The organism is Bacillus sp. EA-CB0995, from assembly GCF_055814245.1.
Map to the genome: position 1 here is coordinate 32,501 of NZ_CP169269.1, position 20,181 is coordinate 52,681.

General features: G+C 38.2%; 14 protein-coding genes, 13 tRNA genes and 3 pseudogenes (1 of these 30 running past the window's edge). 2 read left to right on the top strand and 28 right to left on the bottom strand.

All coding sequences use genetic code 11. The annotated features are described in order from the left end of the window. The 14 genes from ACEWFJ_RS00145 to ACEWFJ_RS00210 all read right to left on the bottom strand — a co-directional run. Positions 1-37 (bottom strand) — tRNA-Gly (locus ACEWFJ_RS00145) (it extends 34 nt beyond the left edge of the window). Between the two features lies 1 nt (position 38). Continuing rightward, positions 39-115 (bottom strand) — tRNA-Pro (locus ACEWFJ_RS00150). Positions 116-119: 4 nt separating this feature from the next. After that, positions 120-196 (bottom strand) — tRNA-Arg (locus ACEWFJ_RS00155). Between the two features lie 84 nt (positions 197-280). Next, a tRNA-Leu gene (locus tag ACEWFJ_RS00160) sits at positions 281-366 on the bottom strand. A 3-nt stretch (positions 367-369) separates the two neighbouring features. Continuing rightward, positions 370-450 (bottom strand) — tRNA-Leu (locus ACEWFJ_RS00165). Positions 451-463: 13 nt separating this feature from the next. Beyond that, positions 464-539: transfer RNA gene (locus ACEWFJ_RS00170), tRNA-Lys, on the bottom strand. A 5-nt stretch (positions 540-544) separates the two neighbouring features. Then, positions 545-619, bottom strand: a tRNA-Gln gene (locus ACEWFJ_RS00175). A 131-nt stretch (positions 620-750) separates the two neighbouring features. Next, positions 751-826 (bottom strand) — tRNA-Asp (locus ACEWFJ_RS00180). Between the two features lie 2 nt (positions 827-828). Beyond that, a tRNA-Met gene (locus ACEWFJ_RS00185) sits at positions 829-905 on the bottom strand. Positions 906-925: 20 nt separating this feature from the next. Continuing rightward, a tRNA-Val gene (locus ACEWFJ_RS00190) sits at positions 926-1,001 on the bottom strand. Between the two features lie 4 nt (positions 1,002-1,005). After that, positions 1,006-1,080: transfer RNA gene (locus ACEWFJ_RS00195), tRNA-Glu, on the bottom strand. A gap of 7 nt (positions 1,081-1,087) precedes the next feature. Continuing rightward, positions 1,088-1,178: transfer RNA gene (locus ACEWFJ_RS00200), tRNA-Ser, on the bottom strand. An 8-nt stretch (positions 1,179-1,186) separates the two neighbouring features. Next, positions 1,187-1,261: transfer RNA gene (locus tag ACEWFJ_RS00205), tRNA-Asn, on the bottom strand. Positions 1,262-1,390: 129 nt separating this feature from the next. Then, entirely contained in the window at positions 1,391-1,831 is a 441-nt protein-coding gene (locus ACEWFJ_RS00210; protein WP_473690027.1) for a SprT family protein, read from the bottom strand. A 110-nt stretch (positions 1,832-1,941) separates the two neighbouring features. On the opposite strand from ACEWFJ_RS00210, the gene cmpA reads away from it, so the two are divergent. Further along, positions 1,942-2,061 carry a cortex morphogenetic protein CmpA gene (cmpA, locus tag ACEWFJ_RS00215; protein WP_377882326.1) on the top strand — a complete coding sequence of 40 codons (120 nt, stop codon included), beginning with the start codon at positions 1,942-1,944 and terminating at the stop codon, positions 2,059-2,061. A gap of 122 nt (positions 2,062-2,183) precedes the next feature. On the opposite strand, the gene ACEWFJ_RS00220 is transcribed toward cmpA, so the two are convergent. From ACEWFJ_RS00220 to acpS, 6 genes and pseudogenes are all read right to left on the bottom strand, one after another. Further along, complete coding sequence (locus ACEWFJ_RS00220; protein ID WP_473690028.1) at positions 2,184-4,352, bottom strand: Tex family protein; 2,169 nt, start codon at positions 4,350-4,352, stop codon at positions 2,184-2,186. 65 nt (positions 4,353-4,417) lie between these two features. Further along, entirely contained in the window at positions 4,418-4,768 is a 351-nt protein-coding gene (gene ndoA, locus ACEWFJ_RS00225) for a type II toxin-antitoxin system endoribonuclease NdoA (protein WP_020063273.1), read from the bottom strand. Positions 4,769-4,774: 6 nt separating this feature from the next. Further along, positions 4,775-5,059, bottom strand: a pseudogene (locus ACEWFJ_RS00230) (antitoxin endoai); the annotation flags it as partial. 247 nt (positions 5,060-5,306) lie between these two features. After that, positions 5,307-6,476 (bottom strand): alanine racemase, encoded by a 1,170-nt coding sequence (gene alr, locus ACEWFJ_RS00235; protein ID WP_473690029.1) that lies wholly within the window; start codon positions 6,474-6,476, stop codon positions 5,307-5,309. A 202-nt stretch (positions 6,477-6,678) separates the two neighbouring features. Further along, positions 6,679-7,626 (bottom strand): LolA family protein, encoded by a 948-nt coding sequence (locus tag ACEWFJ_RS00240; RefSeq protein WP_473692294.1) that lies wholly within the window; start codon positions 7,624-7,626, stop codon positions 6,679-6,681. Positions 7,627-7,782: 156 nt separating this feature from the next. After that, positions 7,783-8,142 (bottom strand): holo-ACP synthase, encoded by a 360-nt coding sequence (gene acpS / locus ACEWFJ_RS00245; protein WP_473690030.1) that lies wholly within the window; start codon positions 8,140-8,142, stop codon positions 7,783-7,785. A gap of 88 nt (positions 8,143-8,230) precedes the next feature. On the opposite strand from acpS, the pseudogene ACEWFJ_RS00250 reads away from it, so the two are divergent. Further along, a pseudogene (locus ACEWFJ_RS00250) lies at positions 8,231-8,787 on the top strand (rhomboid family protein). Between the two features lie 12 nt (positions 8,788-8,799). On the opposite strand, the gene uvsE reads toward ACEWFJ_RS00250, so the two are convergent. The 8 genes and pseudogenes from uvsE to ACEWFJ_RS00290 form a co-directional block, all read right to left on the bottom strand. Beyond that, on the bottom strand, positions 8,800-9,762 hold the full coding sequence (uvsE, locus tag ACEWFJ_RS00255) for a UV DNA damage repair endonuclease UvsE (RefSeq protein ID WP_473690031.1): 963 nt from the start codon (positions 9,760-9,762) through the stop codon (positions 8,800-8,802). 104 nt (positions 9,763-9,866) lie between these two features. Next, a complete protein-coding gene (cshA, locus tag ACEWFJ_RS00260) occupies positions 9,867-11,414 on the bottom strand; it encodes a degradosome RNA helicase CshA (protein WP_473690032.1) in 1,548 nt (515 codons plus the stop codon). Positions 11,415-12,128: 714 nt separating this feature from the next. Continuing rightward, entirely contained in the window at positions 12,129-13,505 is a 1,377-nt protein-coding gene (locus ACEWFJ_RS00265) for a UDP-N-acetylmuramoyl-tripeptide--D-alanyl-D-alanine ligase (RefSeq protein WP_429714834.1), read from the bottom strand. A 59-nt stretch (positions 13,506-13,564) separates the two neighbouring features. Continuing rightward, positions 13,565-14,653: a D-alanine--D-alanine ligase gene (locus ACEWFJ_RS00270; protein ID WP_429714908.1), complete on the bottom strand. Its 1,089-nt coding sequence runs from the start codon at positions 14,651-14,653 to the stop codon at positions 13,565-13,567. A gap of 156 nt (positions 14,654-14,809) precedes the next feature. Then, positions 14,810-16,084, bottom strand: a complete 1,275-nt coding sequence (locus tag ACEWFJ_RS00275) for an MDR family MFS transporter (protein WP_473690033.1) — start codon at positions 16,082-16,084, stop codon at positions 14,810-14,812. A 104-nt stretch (positions 16,085-16,188) separates the two neighbouring features. Beyond that, positions 16,189-17,604, bottom strand: coding sequence for an amino acid permease (locus tag ACEWFJ_RS00280; protein ID WP_429720442.1), 1,416 nt, complete (start codon positions 17,602-17,604; stop codon positions 16,189-16,191). 388 nt (positions 17,605-17,992) lie between these two features. Further along, positions 17,993-19,168, bottom strand: coding sequence for a homogentisate 1,2-dioxygenase (locus ACEWFJ_RS00285; RefSeq protein WP_141525037.1), 1,176 nt, complete (start codon positions 19,166-19,168; stop codon positions 17,993-17,995). Then, positions 19,128-20,083: pseudogene (locus ACEWFJ_RS00290) on the bottom strand (fumarylacetoacetate hydrolase family protein). Before ACEWFJ_RS00290 ends, ACEWFJ_RS00285 begins: the two are co-directional and overlap by 41 nt. Positions 20,084-20,181: the final 98 nt, after the last annotated feature.

Sequence of the window (20,181 nt, forward strand, 5' to 3'; positions counted from 1 at the left end):
TTGGAAGGCTCTTGTTTTACCACTAAACTACACCCGCATGGTCGGGAAGACAGGATTCGAACCTGCGACCCCCTGGTCCCAAACCAGGTGCTCTACCAAGCTGAGCCACTTCCCGTAATTGGCGCGCCCGAGAGGACTCGAACCCCTAACCTTTTGATCCGTAGTCAAACGCTCTATCCAATTGAGCTACGGGCGCTTAATGTATGTTGTTTGTTTTTTGCGACTTTATTAATATACCATGGTGGTAAGATTAATGCAAGTGTTTTTTTATTTCTTTTTTTGGTGCGGCCGAGAGGACTTGAACCTCCACGGGGTTGCCCCCACTAGGCCCTCAACCTAGCGCGTCTGCCATTCCGCCACGACCGCATATGCAGGTGAAGGGAGTCGAACCCCCACGCCAAAGGCGCCAGATCCTAAGTCTGGTGCGTCTGCCAATTCCGCCACACCCGCGAAATGAAATAAATGGTGAGCCATGAAGGACTCGAACCTTCGACCCTCTGATTAAAAGTCAGATGCTCTACCAACTGAGCTAATGGCTCTTAAATGGCTGGGCTAGCTGGATTCGAACCAGCGCATGACGGAGTCAAAGTCCGTTGCCTTACCGCTTGGCTATAGCCCATCGATTTAATCGAATAAATTAACATCTTTGAGGATATCACTTAAATTTGCTTCACAAGATTTTCTAGTGACGAAATACACTTTATCATACCCTCTAACAAAAAAATAACTTCCATCTATTAGAAGTTTAAATGGCGGTCCCGACCGGGGTCGAACCGGCGATCTCCTGCGTGACAGGCAGGCATGTTAACCACTACACCACGGGACCATTGGTTGCGGGGACAGGATTTGAACCTGCGACCTTCGGGTTATGAGCCCGACGAGCTACCAGACTGCTCCACCCCGCGATAATATTTATAAATTTATATGGTGGAGGATGACGGGATCGAACCGCCGACCCCCTGCTTGTAAGGCAGGTGCTCTCCCAGCTGAGCTAATCCTCCGAAGTGGTGACCCGTACGGGATTCGAACCCGTGTTACCGCCGTGAAAGGGCGGTGTCTTAACCACTTGACCAACGGGCCAAAATTATGGCAGAGAAGAAGGGATTCGAACCCTCGCACCGCGTAAGCGATCTACTCCCTTAGCAGGGGAGCCCCTTGAGCCACTTGGGTACTTCTCTATATTATATGGCTCCGCAGGTAGGACTCGAACCTACGACCGATCGGTTAACAGCCGATAGCTCTACCACTGAGCTACTGCGGAATAAGAAAGACATTTTTCATCTTATAAAAAATTATTTTACAAGTCAAGCACTTCTTACAATATCTTGTAGTGAGCTGACATGTTTATACTATACTGGATTGATTTTTAACTGTCAAGGTGTTTTTTCACCTACTTCAAACGTCCTTTACACTTTCCACAAACGTAGCGATTTGTATTTATTCTTCTCCTTCTTATGTATTGGAAGCCACACGATAAACAAACATATATGTATTGTTTTTTCTCTTTCCTCTCATCAGGAATTCTTTTGCAAAAACGCGGCGCATCTACCTTATTCAACAACTCACGAAAATCCCTATCCCTATGTTGATACCCTTTTCCCATAAGATGCAAATGATAATGACATAGTTCATGTTTAATTACCTCGATTAACTCCTCTTCCCCATATACTAGGTAATAATGATAATTTAGTTCTATATTATGAGTTCTTAATATATACCGCCCACCTGTCGTACGTAAACGTTTATTAAATATTGCTTTATGCAAAAAGGGTCTTGCAAAATACTCTATCGATATTTTCTCCACTAATCCCTGAATATCTATTTCATGCATTCTTATCTCTCCTACTTATAACTAAAATAAATTCACACGTCTTATCTGTCCCCTGCATACATTAAATAGTACATATACCCATCCTCATTTCTGTAAAAGGAGGGATTCATATGCCAGCATGGCTTCGTAAACAAATGCGGCGTGCTTATTATGAAAAAAACCGATATCAAATCAAATTACTTAACGAATGCTGGTTTTTTTATAAAAAAAGCAATATCCTTAGTAAATAAAGGGAGCGGAACATCCCTCCACTCCCTTTCCATGTATCCGACACTTAATAGATAGCAGCTCCTCTTAGCAAATTAACTCTCAGTGTAGAATGAAGAAAGCCACAATGATTCCTTTTACTTCATCACTCTATTGGTAGCATAGATAAAGCGACGCGTCCTTTTTTCATATCAACCTCATCGACCCACACTTTTACAATTTGTCCGACAGACACGATATCTAATGGATGTTTTACAAACTGCTTACTCATTTTTGAAATATGAACTAATCCATCTTGCTTCACACCAATATCAACAAAAGCACCAAAATCGACAACATTACGAACCGTACCTTCCAATTCCATGCCTCGTTTTAAATCTTCTAGTTTTAAAATACCTTTTTTAAGAAGCGGCTTCGGTAATTCATCACGTAAATCTCGCTCTGGACGAATAAGAGCATCAATAATATCTCGCAAGGTCGGTTCACCAATATTTGTTTGCTCTGATAACGATGGAATTTCTACTTCTTCTAAACACTTCTGCAGATGAGGTTGTCCAACATCTGCAATCGATAACCCTAAGCTTTTCAATAACAGCTCTACATTCTTATATTGCTCCGGATGAATACTTGTTCGATCAAGTGGATTTTCACCTTCTAGAACACGTAAAAAACCGATACATTGCTCATATGTCTTTGCACCTAATCGCGGTATATCTTTCAGCTCAGCACGTTTTATAAATTTCCCGCTCTCTTCGCGTTTTTTTACAATGTTTTTCGCAACTGTTTTTGATAAACCAGAAACATATTGCAATAAGGAAACAGAAGCAGTATTTACATTCACTCCAACTTGGTTTACAGCTGTTTCAACAACAAATGTTAATGATTCATTCAACTGTTTTTGTGATACATCATGTTGATATTGCCCTACACCAACAGACTTTGGATCAATCTTTACTAATTCTGCAAGCGGATCTTGCAGACGTCTTCCAATGGAAACAGCGCTTCTTTCTTCAACTTGTAAATCAGGAAACTCTTCCCTTGCTAAGTCTGATGCTGAATATACACTCGCACCAGCTTCATTGACAATAATGTAAAATACATCACGCGTAACTGCTTGTAATACATCTACTACAAATTCTTCCGTTTCACGAGAAGCTGTACCATTTCCAATTGCAACTACTTCTACTTCATACTTTTCTAAAATTGAAATACATTTCTTTTTCGCTTCTTCATATTTCCTAACAGGCGGATGTGGATAGATAACGTCGATATGAAGTACTTTTCCCGTATCATCTACAACGGCAAGTTTACACCCCGTACGATATGCTGGATCTACAGCTAATACAAACTTCCCTTTCATCGGCGGCTGTAACAATAAATTCCTTAAGTTCTCTGAAAAAATATGAATCGCTTGTTCTTCCGCTCTCTCTGTTAACTCTTTACGAATTTCTCTTTCAATAGATGGTTGAATTAAACGCTTGTAACCATCTTCAATCGCCTCTTGCACATAAGAAGTACTTGGCGCGTATGATTTATGAATTACTTTTTTATGTAAAAACTGAAGGATTTCTTCAACCGGAGGAACGATTGCTACTTTTAAAATTTCTTCTTTTTCACCGCGATTCATAGCTAATACACGATGAGGTACAACTTTTTGTACTGGCTCTTCATAGCTGTAATACATTTCGTATACATTCTTTTCATCTTTTTCTTCATCTTTTACAACTGCTGAAATGGTTCCTTTTCTAAAAGTAGTATTACGAATCCAACTGCGATAAGATGCTTCATCAGATACGTATTCTGCGATAATATCTTTTGCACCTTGTAACGCTTCTTCTGGTGAATGAACTTCTTTCTCTTCATTTACGAATACTTTTGCTCTTTCCAACGCATCATCCTTCGCAAACGTTAATAACCAATCCGCTAAAGGTTCTAACCCTTTTTCTTTTGCAATCGTTGCTTTTGTTCTTCGTTTTTCTTTATATGGACGATATAAATCTTCCACTTCTTGTAGTTTTGTTGCAGATACAATGTTACGACGCAGCTCTTCTGTAAGCTTTCCCTTTTCATGAATTAAACGCAACACTTCTTCTTTACGATTTTCAAGTTGAGTGACATACTGCCATCTTTCTAAAATCGAACGAATTTGCACTTCATCTAATGAGTTTGTCCACTCTTTTCGATAACGAGCAATAAACGGAACTGTATTACCCTCCTCTGTTAATTGAATAACATGACGTACTTGCTTCTCTGAAAAATTCAATTCTTTCGCTAACATTTTCATTAACTCTTGACGGTCATCTACCATTTCCATTTGCAACAAAACCTCCTTAATAATAAAAAAAGCTGCTCTTAAAAGAGAGCAACTTCAATGTTGAACTAAAAATCTATCAGTCCTAAACTAATTTGCAGAGCTTCATCTACACGATTCATCATCAGATCGTCTAACTGAGTGATTTTGTCCGTTAAGCGCTGCTTATCGATTGTTCGAATCTGTTCGAGCAAGATAACAGAATCTCTCTCAAATCCATACTTTTTTGCATCAATCTCCACATGGGTGGGCAATTTCGCTTTCTGAATCTGTGCAGTAATGGCCGCCACAATCACAGTAGGACTAAAACGATTCCCAATGTCATTTTGAATGACCAGAACCGGACGAACGCCTCCTTGCTCAGAACCAACAACTGGGGAAAGGTCTGCAAAATACACGTCGCCGCGTTTTACAATCAAAAGATTACCCCCGCTAACTAAGCGTTCTACTGTATGAGCTGCTTCATACTCCGCTAAGAAAGCTTCAGATGCAATACCAAGATTAATTTTTCCCATTTCAATGTACCCACGTCGCATTGATTCATGCTGGTAGCGCTTCTTTGTTTTATGTTGGCGCAATAGCAATTGTGTTGCCTGGCAAATAAGTTCATGGCGATTCTTATTCTCTTGTTTTCCAATTCCGTCTAATTCTGTTACCACTTGTTTTGGCAACCGAACAACGATTTCAGTAGTTACACTTGATTCGGACACAAAAATACACCTCCACCGTCAACTACACACACACATATATATATGACACCTATTGTAATAATACCATTGTATGAAGTCTGTTGCAAAGACTTCCTGATTTCTTGTTTTATGTTTTCCAATTTGGAAATAAAACATTCACTTCCTTGTACTTTTCTATGTCCTTCTTCCAAATTGAGTTTCTTAACTTGTCAAAAAGGGACATACTCACCTTTTTATAAAGGTACACTTGAACTATAGAATTCTCATCTTATATGTCATTTAAATAATTTACAACCTCTACAACTTTTCCATTTTTTACATATACACGTGGAACACGAAAACTAATTGTTGCAATAATTTCATAGTTAATTGTCTCTGAATACTCGGCAACCTCATTAGCACTAATATACCGATCATTTTGTCTTCCAATTAGAGTAACTTTTGTTCCAAGCGGCACTTCATATGGTACATGAATCATCATCATATCCATTGTAACCCTGCCTACAATCGGCACTCTTATATCATTTACAAGCACCTTGAACCCCTGCAACTTACGTAACCAACCGTCAGCATATCCAACAGGCAATGTGGCAATCCATTCTTCTGTTTTCGCTCGATAAGTAACGTTATAACTAATTCCAGCATCTTTTGTCACCTGTTTTATATGTGTAACCGTTGTATGCCAAGATAATGCAGGATCAAGCTTAATCGGTAAAAAAGGATGGATTTGCATAGATGAGAGCAACCCATACATTGCAATCCCTATTCTGACAGCGTTAAAAGTAACACTTTGAAAACGTAAAGTTGCCACACTATTAGCTGTATGAATAAATTTTGGGGTTAATCCAAATTCTTTTAGCCAACTTAGTTGTTCCAAAAACATATTATACTGCTTATCAAAATAAGCTGTCTCCACTTCATCAGCTGTTGCAAAGTGAGTATAAACCCCTTCTAACTTTAAAAAAGGCGCATTTTGTAAACTTTTTAGAAACCTTTTCAATTCATCTTTTCTACGAATTCCAATTCTCCCCATACCGCTATCAAATTTAAGATGAAAATGGAGTGACCTTGAAGAATCCCACACCTTTTCCGCTTTTTCTATCCATTCTTTTTGAAACACAGTTAATGTAATCTCATTCTCCGCTGCCACATTAACGTCTTCCGGACGTGAAGAACCTAATACTAAAATAGGAACTGTAATTCCAGCTCTTCTTAAGACAAGAGCTTCATCCAAGAATGCAACAGCTAATCTTGTGGCTCCTGCTGCTAACGCTGTATTTGCAACTTGCACTGATCCATGACCATACGCATTTGCTTTCACAACAGCAAAAATCTCCACATTTTTCGGAATGATGGATTTAATACGAGTCAAATTATCATAAATCGCATCTAAGTTTACCTCTACCCACGTATCACGATAAAATGGCGATTTTTCCATCCAGAAAAAACACTTCCTTTATACGATATGCAAAGCTTATTCTTTTATATTCACTTTTTTCTTACCTTTATTCCATCATATTAAGCGCCGCTTTCATCAACAGATTCTACACATCAAAAATACTATTTGTTAAATCGTGATAAGGCGGGCTTTTACGGGATAAAAAACGTGGTGTACTCTGTAGCCACCACGTCTTAGTCGTTTACTTCACTTGTTTTTGAGTCACAGAGCGAGCTACCATTAACAACTCATCTTGTTTTAAACCTTTTGATACAAGCATATACTCGACTCCATTATGTGACCATGTAACAGAATCTTTTGTTAATGCACCAATTGCGAAACCTAAATCAACAGGCTCCCCACTCATATTTTGCAATGCGATAGTTGGTGCTACCTTCGCTTTTTCTTGTATTAATGTAAAACTCTTCTTATTGTCAGTGTACGTAAGGATACTACGTTTACCACTGTCTGTCTTAAATTCTTTCTCCTCTTTTAAAGTCATACCTTGCGGCGTATCACTTGGGTATAACACAGCAAACGGCTTCTCTCCTTGCGCTGTCGTTTGTATATCGACTTGCGCTCTAGACATATTTTGTTTTGTATCAAACGCGCCTTTATCAAATTTTGTATCAAACTTTACTTTAGAAAAATCTACTTGCACAAGAACATTTTGATCATTGTCCATCAATTTCACCGAAACAGGTGCTAAATCTTTTTTATTAAATGTAATTTGTTGCCTTGGCAACATATTTTGATGATGATAGTTTGTTTTCGTTTCAAACACATAATATTTGTCTGTTTTCTTAAATGAACGGTCCTTATCGCTCAAAATATCCCTGACAAGTGATTCATATAAATATGCTTGGCTGCTATTTTGCGGCCAATCACTTTGAAAACGAAAACTTTTATTTAAAGACGGGGTAAGAACGAATACACCTTCATCATTTCGTAAAATAATCTGGCTTTGATCTTTCTTTGCATTTTTCAAATTCACTCGGTAATACGAGGGTTTTTTATACCAAACCTCAACATCGTATACTTGCGGTTCATTTCCTGTTTTAATCGATAATTTCGCTTCTGCTTGGTAGCTTTTCATATCTTTTACTCTTTCATTCAAATCTTGCACAACATCTTCCTTCTTCTTCTCCATACAGCCCGCTAACAGAAAAACGGTCAACAAACCGACAATAAACAAAAATAGCCGCCTTTTCATATGTTCAGCCCCTTTGTCTCAATAAGTAAGTGGAAGAAAACCTCTTCCTTAACGCTACTCAAATATATGAGACAAAGAGATGAAATATGCAGACTAGCTTGACGGGCTTTCTAAAATGACTTGCGCCACCGCAAACTCTCGGCTATGGCTAATCGAAAGATGAATAGTATGATTTGTATTTGCAAGTAAAACCGGTTTTCCTCTTTCATCATTCGTGATTTCAATATGTAAAAAGCTAACCTCTTTTCCAATTCCAGTACCAAGCGCTTTCGAGTATGCTTCTTTTGCCGCAAAGCGTCCTGCAACAAATTCACTACGCCTCTTTCCTTTTAACGAACGTGCTACTTGGCACTCTTTTTCTGTTAAAATACGCTCTATAAATTTCGGTTGCCCCTCTATCATCTTTTCAATTCTTTCAATTTCAATAATATCGATTCCAATCCCTACAATCATATCCTTACGTTCCTTCCTTCTATTTTCTTTCTCATTTTCATATTGTAAGAATAACAGACAATCTGTTAACAGCAAAAGGGGTGGAGATATGAATACTCCATTAAAATACTCATTTACTTCTTTCCCACCGATTACTACTACCTTACTTTTCATACAACTTGTTTTACTACTATTAGGGAATAAGGTACTATCAATCGGAATCGCCTGTAATGAGTGTATCGCTGAAGGGGAATGGTGGCGAATTATTTCTGCATTATTTATCCATACAACATTTTCTCATTTTCTATCCAATAGCATTTGCTGCTTAGCACTCGGTTTTTCATTAGAAAAACAACTGCAGAGCATTCGATTTTCACTTGCGTTTCTTATATCTGGAGTCACCGGAAATATCATCTCTTACTTTATACTTCCAATTCAGTATGCTCATACAGGAGCTTCAGGTGCCATTTTTGGGTTATTAGGTCTGCAGCTTTACATATTCTATATGCAATACCACCCTACTAGAAAAAAGAAACTCTTCTCTTTATTATTATTTTATCCATTCTTCTAGCGTTTACATTTCTCGACAAAACGACAAACCCAATTAGCCATCTCGTTGGATTGCTCACGGGTGCCTGCTTAGGACCATTACTCATAAAAAAATAGGTGGTGCATCGCTTACTTTACTAAAAAGCTTGCACCATCTACTATCTCTATCCCACCCTTATCTTTCATATCTCTCATCAACTGAAAGAGCGCTTCGTCTTTTTGTTTCGCTTCTATCATACAATGTATTTCTGGAACACTCTCTTTTATATATTGCAAGAAAGAAAAAAATTGATCAGAATCAATAAAATCAGCATGGGCCCTTAGATCATTTCCTTCTCGTGGACTAGAAATATGCATTTTAATCGGCAAAGGAGATTGCTCCCACGTTTGTACAACACGTTCCCAATGAGTTTCCCACTCTTCAAAGCCGTGATTTGCCATATGATGATGCAAATCAAAAACTACTGGGATTCCAAGTTTTTCTCCTAAGTACAATGTCTCTTTTAAAGAAAATGTTGTATCATCATTTTCTAACATAATCATCTTTTGAATCCCCACTGGAACAAGTGACCAGTTTTCAATGAATTGTTCTAGTGCTTTCTCTTTATCCTCATACGCACCGCCAACATGTAAAACACAGCGATGCGTTCTATCAATCCCCATTCCCTTTAGCAACTTCCCATGCATCTGCAATGTTTTCACGGACTGCTTTAAAATCGGAGGATGTAATGAATTTAAAACAACAAAATGGTCGGGATGAAAATCAATTCGCATTCCTTGACGCTTTGCATATTCTCCAAGTTGTTTTAAGTTTTCTCTTAACGGCTTTATATAATCCCACTCTAACAACGCCTCATGGTTTGCCAAAGGAATGATTTTCGAACTTAAGCGAAAAAATGAAACATCATGTCCATAATTATGTTTTAATAACCGTAAACAATTCTCTAAATTAGAATTAGAAATCCTCTCCAATTTTCTGATTGCCGCTTCTCTGTCCTGTATTCGCTGAAACTGCGCGTACGTCATTGTTTGCGAAGGAGAAGCATTCTTCAAATGGACACTCATTGCAACATACCCAAGCTTGACAAGCATTCCATTTCCTCTTTTCAAAGACAAGTTTCTATGTAGTATACCCAACTAAAAAAACAAAAAAGACAGCCTTTATGAAAAAGACTGTCTCTCTTCTATGAATTTAATTAAGCTTGTGGCTTACGGCTTGTGTGCTTTCTTTCGCCACCGCGTCCTCTAGGAGCTCCAGAACGACCTTCACGACCTTCACGTCCTTGACCTTCTCCTTTACGACCTCCACGATTGCGGTTGCCATCGCGATTACGACCGCCTTCACGATTACGGTTACCATCGCGGTAACCACCTCTTCCATTTCCGTTCCCGTTTCCGTTTCTCTTTCTAGAACGATCTTTTGAAACTACAGGTGGTTCTGATGTTAAAGAAACTGGCGTTGCATCCGGCTCTTTTGTCATCATTTTTAAAGCAGCTGCTACAACCGCTACAGAATCATGCTCTTCTAACAGCTCTTCTGCAATACGTTTGTAGTATGATAAGTTTTCACTTTCAATCGTGCTTTGAAGTTTTTCAGCGATTAAACGTTGTTGTCCTTCTAAAGCTTCATCTAAAGTTGGTGGAGTCAGACGATCCATTTTGCGTTTTGTTGTACGTTCAATATTCTTTAATTGACCTGCTTCACGTGGTGTTACAAACAGCATAGCAAGGCCTGTTTTACCTGCACGGCCAGTACGACCAATACGGTGTACGTATGATTCTGGATCTTGCGGAATATCAAAGTTATATACGTGCGTTACACCTGAAATATCAAGACCACGCGCCGCTACGTCTGTCGCAACAAGAACTTCGATTGAACCTTCTTTAAATTTACGTAATACAGAAAGACGCTTCGCTTGTGTTAAATCACCATGAATTCCTTCTGCTGCATAACCACGTAAATTTAACGCTTCTGATAATTCATCAACACGACGCTTTGTACGACCGAATACGATTGCAAGCTCTGGAGATTGAATATCTAATAAGCGTGTTAACACATCAAATTTCTTTTTCTCTTGCACTTCTACATAGAACTGCTGAATGTTTGGCATTGTTACTTCTTTAGCTTTAACCTTAATATGTTTAGGCTCGCTCATGAAGCGTTCAGCAATGCGACGGATTGGGTCTGGCATTGTTGCTGAGAATAATAATGTTTGGTGTGTTTCAGGCACATCCGTTAAAATCGCTTCAATATCTTCAATGAAGCCCATGTTTAACATTTCATCTGCTTCATCAAGAACAACTGTCTCTACGTTTTGCAGACGAAGTGTTTTACGTTTAATATGATCTAAAATACGTCCTGGCGTACCCACGATAATGTGTGGGCCTTTTTTCAACGCACGGATTTGACGGTTAATATCTTGGCCGCCATAGATTGGTAAAATGCGAACGCGCTTATGTTGACCAATTTTGTATAGCTCTTCACCCACTTGAATTGCTAACTCACGAGTTGGCGCGATAACGATACCTTGAACGGTATCTTGATTTGTATTTACTTTTTCTAATAATGGTAATCCAAATGCAGCTGTTTTCCCTGTACCTGTTTGAGCTTGACCAATGATGTCGTCACCTTGTAAGGCTACTGGAATTGTTTCTGCCTGAATTGGTGTTGCCTCTTCAAATCCCATGCTTTCAACAGACTTTAGCAAAGCACTGCTTAATCCTAATTCTCGAAATGTTGTCAATGTTACTTCTCCTTTTCTATCTAAAATAGCCCAGATTATTCCTTCTTCTAATATTCACAGGATATACAAGTAAGGTTGGACTAAGTCTTCTTCAGACAAAATGCGTCATCATCGCAAGATTGCCTGACAATTATAATAAAACTAGCTTTTGAAAACTGAATGTAGAAAGCCGCAACAAAAATATGCGCCATATAAGACATTCAAACGTAAAGCTAGACAAAAGTAGTCCCAAAAAAATTTATCGACGGGATAGAGGGGTTAGGCGGAAATCACTCCCAACTCCACTAACGCCAAGCGCCGAGCAAAAATGCCTGACACGCTAGAAACCCCCACTTCAAACAATTATAACTTTCAAGTGGCAGGAGTATTTATCCTAACTATCCATTCAAAAAAGACATTTTCCTTGTTTGCGGAAAATGCCCTTTCCCTTATGTTCACGTATATAAACGGGCCTACCTTTATCACCAAAATACTCTACAACGTTATTGCACCCTATCAATTATAAGTTTTGTATGTGTAAAAAGCAAACCCAACTCTCTCCTTATTTTACATATGGGCTTTCCACCCTCTTGTTGTAAGCGCTTCTTTATTTTATCCCATATTAACGGGCAGTAAGCTACCTACTAATAAAAGCTTTACTTTATCCCGTATTAACGGGCAGTAAAACCCCCACCACAGAATTGAGAGAAGCGAAGAAGATCACTGATGGAAGTTTTACTTTATCATCGCAATAACTTCTTCTAATTTCATTCCACGAGATGCTTTTACTAATACAACATCTTTCACATCAACGACTGCTTTTAAATCTTTAACAAGTTCTTCTTTATTGTCATAAGCTTTCACGCGTTCACTAGGAAAATTAATTCTTGCACCTTCTGCCATTTGTGCCCCAAGCGTACCGTACGTAAATACATATGCAATACGAGCTGGATCAATTAATTTTCCAACTTCATAATGAAATTGTACTTCTTGGTCACCAAGCTCTAGCATATCACCAAGCACGAGGATTTTTTTAGAAAACCCAGCTAATTCATTCATTAAATGAAATGCTGCTTCCATCGCTGTCGGACTTGCATTATATGCATCATTAATAATCGTTAGCCCTGCATCTGTTTTCACAACTTCCATACGCATGCCTGTCATTTTCAAATTCACTAAACCTTGTTTCATTTCTTCCCATGTTACGCCGAAAAATTCAGCAATCGCCATCGATGCTAATGCATTATATACATTATGCTTCCCAAGAACGGGCAAATAAAATACTACATTCTGCGCTTGATTCATTGTAAATTGTGTACCTGACGCTTCTAATTTTACAGATACCGGGTAATAATCGTTCGCTCTTGCATCACCAAACGTAATTGTCTTTGCTGATAAATTCATTCCTGGTACGCGTGTAGTTAACAATGGTTCATCTCCGTTATAAACAAATACGCCAGTATCTTGTAATCCTGTGACAATTTCTAGCTTGGCTTCTGCAATTCCATCACGAGAGCCCAAATCCATTAAATGCGCTTCCCCAATATTTGTAATAATCGCTGCATCAGGGCGAGCAAGCTTTGACAAAAATTCAATTTCTCCAAGGCTTGACATCCCCATCTCTAATACAGCCATTTCTGTATCTTCTTCTAAATTTAAAATCGTCAGAGGAAGTCCAATATGGTTATTAAAATTCCCCTCTGTTTTTTGTACTTTAAATTTTATTCCAAGTAAACTTGTCACGATATCCTTCGTTGATGTTTTTCCGTTACTTCCTGTCACACCAACCACTTTCACGTTTAACTGGTCGCGATAGCTCTTCGCCAATGCTTGCAGCGCTTGTAATGTATCTTCTACAAAAATAACCGGTAAATTTGCTGGCGGGTTCGCTACATCTTTCTTCCAAAGCGTTGCAACTGCACCACTTTCTATTGCTTTCTCTATAAAAGCATGACCGTCAAAACGTTCTCCTTGAATTGGAATATATAAGTTTCCTTGTTCAATCTTTCTTGTATCAATGGAAACACCTTTTATAGCTACATCATTCCATTGCTCTGCTAAGCCATTTCCACATACCATTTGCTCAATTTGCTTCATTGTTCTTTGTATCATAAAAACACTCCTTACAAGGAAGAAACACTATTCATTTGAATAGTGCTTCTCCTTTCTTGTTAGATTGTATATTTAATTTTTTGTTTTTCATCGTGACGCTCAATCGCTAGACGTACTAGCTCTTGAATAAGCTCTGGATACGGCACTCCCGTATTTTCCCATAAAAGAGGGAACATACTAAAAGGTGTGAATCCTGGCATTGTATTTACTTCATTAATAAATACATCGCCATCTTTCGTTAAGAAGAAATCTGCACGCGTTAATCCCGCACCATCTAAAGATTGAAATGCACGAATCGCATACTCTCTAATCTTCTCATATTCCGCCTCTGTAATTTCAGCAGGAATAACCATTGCTGTATCGCCATCAATGTATTTTGATTTATAGTCATAGAATTCTTTTTTCGCCACAATTTCGCCTACAACAGAACATTTCGGTTCATCGTTTCCTAATACACCAATTTCCACTTCACGACCGATAATATTCTCTTCTACGATAATTTTACGATCGAATTGGAACGCTTCTTCAAATGCATTCTCTAACTCATCACGATTTTTGCATTTATTAATTCCAACGCTTGAGCCAAGATTTGCTGGTTTCACAAAACATGGATAGCCTAATGTTTCTTCAACTTTTTCATACGCTGTTGTGCGATCTTTTTCCCATACACTGCGAATAAACGAAACATATTTTGCTTGTGGCAATCCCGCTTCTGCGAAAACATTTTTCATAATAACTTTATCCATACCTGCAGCCGATGCTAACACACCATTTCCTACATATGGAATATTCATAAGTTCTAACAAGCCTTGTACTGTTCCATCTTCACCATTCGGTCCATGTAATAACGGGAAGATGACATCGATTGCATTCTCTTTATCAGAAGCTGCCATCGGGATAATTTCTGAACTTAATGATAAAGGAGAAATTGCATTTTCTTCTCCATTCAATTGCAATTCTTGAACGCTTTTTACTTCACCTTCAATACGCTCACCGCGCACCCATTGTCCTTGTTCAGTAATATAAATTGGATGAACCTCAAATTTTTCTTGATCTAACGCTTTGCTAACAGCAAGAGCCGTTTGTAAAGAAACTTGATGCTCTGCTGATTTCCCACCATATAATAAACCTAATTTAATTTTCATAATGAAATCACCCTAATCGTCTGTTTTCATTTTTCTATTGTAGCACTTTTTACGAAAATAGGTAGTTCCTATTTAAAATAACCAGGCTGACGAAACATTTTTTCTAGTTATATACCTAATAATATGAAAAAAGGAACCTATTCGTGTATGATGAAAACCCTATGACGTTTGTTTCACCACATTATCCTTTTGTCTTTGTTCTACAAGTCGATCTAATGATATGTAAACAAGTCCTGCTATCACACATCCAATCCCTAAAATCGTAAATAAAATGTGACCTAACAAACGATCAAGTAAAATACCACCCAGTAAAGGCCCAAACGCATTGCCTGTAATCCATTGTAAGCTAGCTGCGCCCATATACGTGCCTCGTAAATGTTCTGGCGCTAAATTTGCTACAAACGTCATTTGCACAGGAGACATGACCATTTCTCCTAATGTATAAATTGCATATACAATTAATAATGTAACAAGAACTACAGTAGCATTCGTCCCTGCCCCTCCAAACCACTTCGGAAGCCAACCAATGGCAAGAAGACCTATCCCAAACAACCAAGCACCATACAGCATCGTTTTCCCTACCGGTTTATCTGTCGCCCATTTCGAAATTTGAAATTGAAACAAGACCACCAAAAGTCCATTTACTGCCATTAAATAAGAAAACGGATTATTCGTTCCAAATATCCCTTTCATTTCATTATCAAAATGAAGCGGAAGCATACCTTCTGTTTGCGAAAATCCCATCGAAATAACAATTCCGGCTAATAAATAGATTAGTAAAATTTTATCTTGAAACACAACTTTCCATACAGATTGCCTCGGTCCCTCTTCCTCATTCATTTGTTTTATTGCGCCCTTTGGCATCGTTTCTTTAATAAGCAGCAACACTAGCATCGCATAAAATAACATAGAGGATGATGCAATAATAAAAATAACATTTTTAGAAAGCAATGCAACCGAAGCACCTATAATCGGTCCAATTGCCGCTCCAATATTATGCCCCATCCTCAGTAAACCATATGCTTCCGTTCGCTTTTCAGGTTCCGTTACATCCGCTACCATCGCAGAAGCTGCCGGATGGAACAGCGAATTACAAAGCCCTAAACAAATAGATAGAATGGCATACGGTATAAAACCATCTATAAATAAGAAACCAAGCATTAAAACCGCATTGCTGGCCATTGAAAATATCATAATTGGCTTTCGTCCATAAATATCTGCAATTCGTCCACCTATAAGGGAACCAAAACTTGCTGCAATAGGAGACAGCGCCATAATAATTCCCACTTCTAGTAGCGAATCCACTTTATCCTTTAAATATAATGCAAAAAACGGCATTAACATCATCATTGCAATTCCGTTTAATGTTTCTCCAATAAATCGAATCCAAACATTACGATCCATTCCCTTTAACTCTTGCCATGTCTTCTTCACATTTCCACCCCTTTTATCACCCACCATTCATCTTATATTAATTTTAGAAAAATGTAAATTTTCAAAATAAAAAAGCCGTTCTTTTGGTAAGAACGGCTTTTTACTTATAAATTCACAGTTTTTTTATCATCTTTTTCTTTATTTAATGCACTATGCTTTTTGCTATATAAGAAATAGACTATAACTCCAATCGCCAACCAAATACCAAAACATTCCCATGTAATCGCTGGTAATTGAAGCATTAAGTATAGACAAAAAATCACTGCTAACGCTGGTAAAAACGGTACAAGCGGCGCTTTAAAGGCACGCGGTAAATCCGGATGTGTTTTTCTCATTACAATAACTGCTATTGCAACAAGTACGAATGCCGATAGAGTTCCGATATTCACAAGGTGAGCCAATACACTTAGATCAACAAGCCCTGAAATAAGAGCTGCTACAATACCTGTTATCCACGTATTTAAAAATGGTGTTTTAAACTTCGGATGTACTCTGGAAAAACGTTTCGGTAATAGACCATCACGGCTCATTGCATACGATACACGCACTTGACCATACATCATAACTAACATAACGGTTGTAATCCCTGTAATAGCACCTACCGAAATAACACCCGCCAAACCATCTTGTCCAATAAATTGAAGCGCAAATGCTACTGGATCTGATCTATCCAATTGACCAAACGGTACAATACCTGTCAAAACAAGTGAAACCGCAATATATAGGACTGTACAAATTAATAGTGATGCAATAATACCAATCGGTAAATCACGCTGCGGACGTTTTACTTCCTCCGCTGCCGTTGAAACAGCATCAAAACCAATAAAAGCAAAGAATACTGTCGCTGCACCTACCATTACACCATTAAAGCCAAATGGCATAAACGGTGTCCAGTTTTCTGGTTTTACGTATTTAAACCCAGCGAAGATGAATAATAGTACAACGGCTAATTTAATGAATACCATAATGTTATTTACGCGGGCACTTTCACGAACACCTCGTGATAAAAGAATAGTCATAATTAAAATAATAAGAACAGCTGGTAAATCAATTATTCCACCTTTTCCTGCCCCTGGAGCAGAAGCTAAAATCGTGGGAATATGAATTCCAAATCCATTTAATAAAGACTGAAAATAAGCTGACCATCCATTAGCAACAGCTGATGTCGCTAATAAGTATTCAAGCATTAAATCCCATCCAATTAAGAAGGCAAATACTTCTCCCATCGTTGCATATGTATACGTATACACACTACCAGATACCGGTACGCTGGAAGCAAATTCAGCATAACAAAAGGCAGCAAAGGCACAAACTAGTGCAGCTAATGCAAACGATAAAATAACGGCAGGCCCAGAATGTTTCGCAGAAACTACCCCTGTCAGCACGAAGATCCCTGTTCCGACAATTGCTCCTACGCCTAACATAGTTAAGTCTAATGCCCCTAATGTTCTATCTAATTTTTTCTGACTCCCTTCTTCTAACAGTTGTGTGAGCGGCTTTTTTTGAAAGATTTGCTTCATTCTCTGCACCTCAACATTTTATAATTTTCTGAAAATTTTAATATTTATTTTTATTGTACTTATTACATCTTTTTTCGTCAATAACTTCTGTCGAATTTAACAGAAAATTCATATTTCTTCATAAATAAAAAAATTTGTACGAAACAGATTGAGATTTTATACATTTTCTCTATCTCCTATCAATCTTCTTTAATCCTTCAAAAAATTTCAGTCAGTTACCATACTACTCGTTATAGTAAGATAGAAATAATAGGCCATATAGTTATATTTTTATATCATTTTATACTGTATTTTTGGTATTTTATATAATGTCGATTCTTTTATTAAAACAAGCACGCTCATTTATGAGCGTGCTTGTTTTGTTTTTCATACATAATAGGCATTCACCTTATACAGTATATGAGCCTTGTTCTAGCCAACTATACATATATTGTCCATCTTCCATCTCATGTGCATGTTTTATCACGCGTAGCGGACGGAATGTATCAATCATAACAGCTAGTTCAATAGTTTCTTTTTTACCAAGACTTGCTTCTGTTTTTCCAGGGTGCGGGCCATGTGGGATTCCACTTGGATGAAGCGTGATAGACCCTTCCTCTACACCTTTTCTGCTCATAAAATTCCCTTCCACATAATAGAGCACTTCATCACTATTTACATTACTATGATAATACGGCGCTGGGATTGCTTCTGGATGATAATCATATAGACGCGGAACAAATGAACAAATGACAAAGTTATGCCCTTCAAATGTTTGGTGTACTGGTGGTGGCTGATGAATGCGCCCTGTAATAGGCTCAAAATCCTCAATATTAAATACCCATGGATATAAATGACCATCCCATCCAACAACATCTAACGGATGATGCTGTAAAACGTGCTTATGCATATATCCTCTAGACTTTGTCATCACAACAAAGGCACCTTTTTCATCATACGTTTCTAACGTCTCTGGACCACGAATATCACGCTCACAAAATGGACTATGTTCTAATAATTGTCCATACTCATTGCGATAATTACGCGGTGTGGTAATTTGACTATTTGCTTCAACAACGAGGAATTTCGATTCTCCAACTTCAGGGATTACACGGTAAATCGTACCGATTGGAATGATAATATAATCTCCTTTTCGATAATGAATCGTACCGAACATTGTCTCAATTTTCCCAGATCCATAATGAACGAATAGCATTTCATCTCCATCGCCATTGCGATAAAAATAGTCCATTTTCTCCGTCGGATTTACAACCCCGATTATTAGATCTTCATTTCCTAATAGAAAATTCCTTCCGTTCACGGCATCTCCTGTTTTTCTATATTCTTTCGTACGAAAATGACGATGCGCTAACGCCACGTCTTCTTCATATTGCATATGACACGATTGAGCTAAAGAAGCATGACCGACTTCAGTTGGCATGTAATGATGATACAAAATAGATTGCGTACCAGAAAAACCTTTCGTTCCCATTACTTGCTCACGATAGAGCGACCCGTCTTGTTTACGAAATTGTACATGTCGTTTACGAGGAAGTTCCCCCATGCGACGATAATACATGCTCATCCCCCGCTTTCTTTTCTGCTTTTACCGTATTACGCAATGTTCCTAAGCTAGTAATCTTTAACTCTACCACATCACCAGCTTTAAGCCATTTTTCTGTTCCAAGCTCTAAAATACAGCCGCTTCCAACTGTACCAGAACCAAGTATATCTCCTGGGTACAACGTAACATCTTGGGATGCTCGTTCAATCATTTCAGCAAACGTATAATAGATATCTTGAAAATTACCTTTTGACCATTGTTCTCCATTAATATGAGCTGTCATTTCTAAATTATAACGATCATCGCTTCGATATACGTCTAATTCATCTTTCGTCACAATATACGGCCCAAGTGAGGTAGCAAAGTCTTTTCCTTTTGCTGGTCCAAGCCCGACTTTCATTTCATGCGCCTGTAAATCTCTAGCGCTCCAATCATTCATAATGCAGTAACCAAAAATATATTCATGAGCTTGTTCACGCGAGATATTTTTACCTTCTTTACCAATGACACAAGCAATCTCTAGCTCATAGTCAAGTTTCTTTGTTGCACCTGGGCACAAAATAGCTTCTTCCGGCCCAATAACAGCACGATGATTCGTAAAATAAAACACCGGAATATCATACCACTCTGGAACAACATCTAAACCACGGCGACCACGCGCTGTTTTTACATGTTGTTCAAATGCATAAAAATCACGAATACTCCCTGGGTTTGGTAAAGGTGCACAAAGCTGTACATCCGTAATATGATAAACACCGCTCGTTGGTGTGCCAATCTTACGAACTATTTCCATATATTCATCTGATTTCTCTAAAAAGAAATCATTGTAGAAGGAAGTACCCCTCCACTTGCTGTATGCATATCAATAACCTTGTCACCTTCAAGCCAACCAGCTCTCATTTCTTCTGAAGGAAGACGAAATGTAATAAACTTCATCGTTTTCTCTCCTCGCTTTGAAAGTAAAGCAGCGGGCGGAAGGAGTATCTCTCCTAACCGTTATCCCGCTCCAACGTAAAACTTGATACCTATCTATT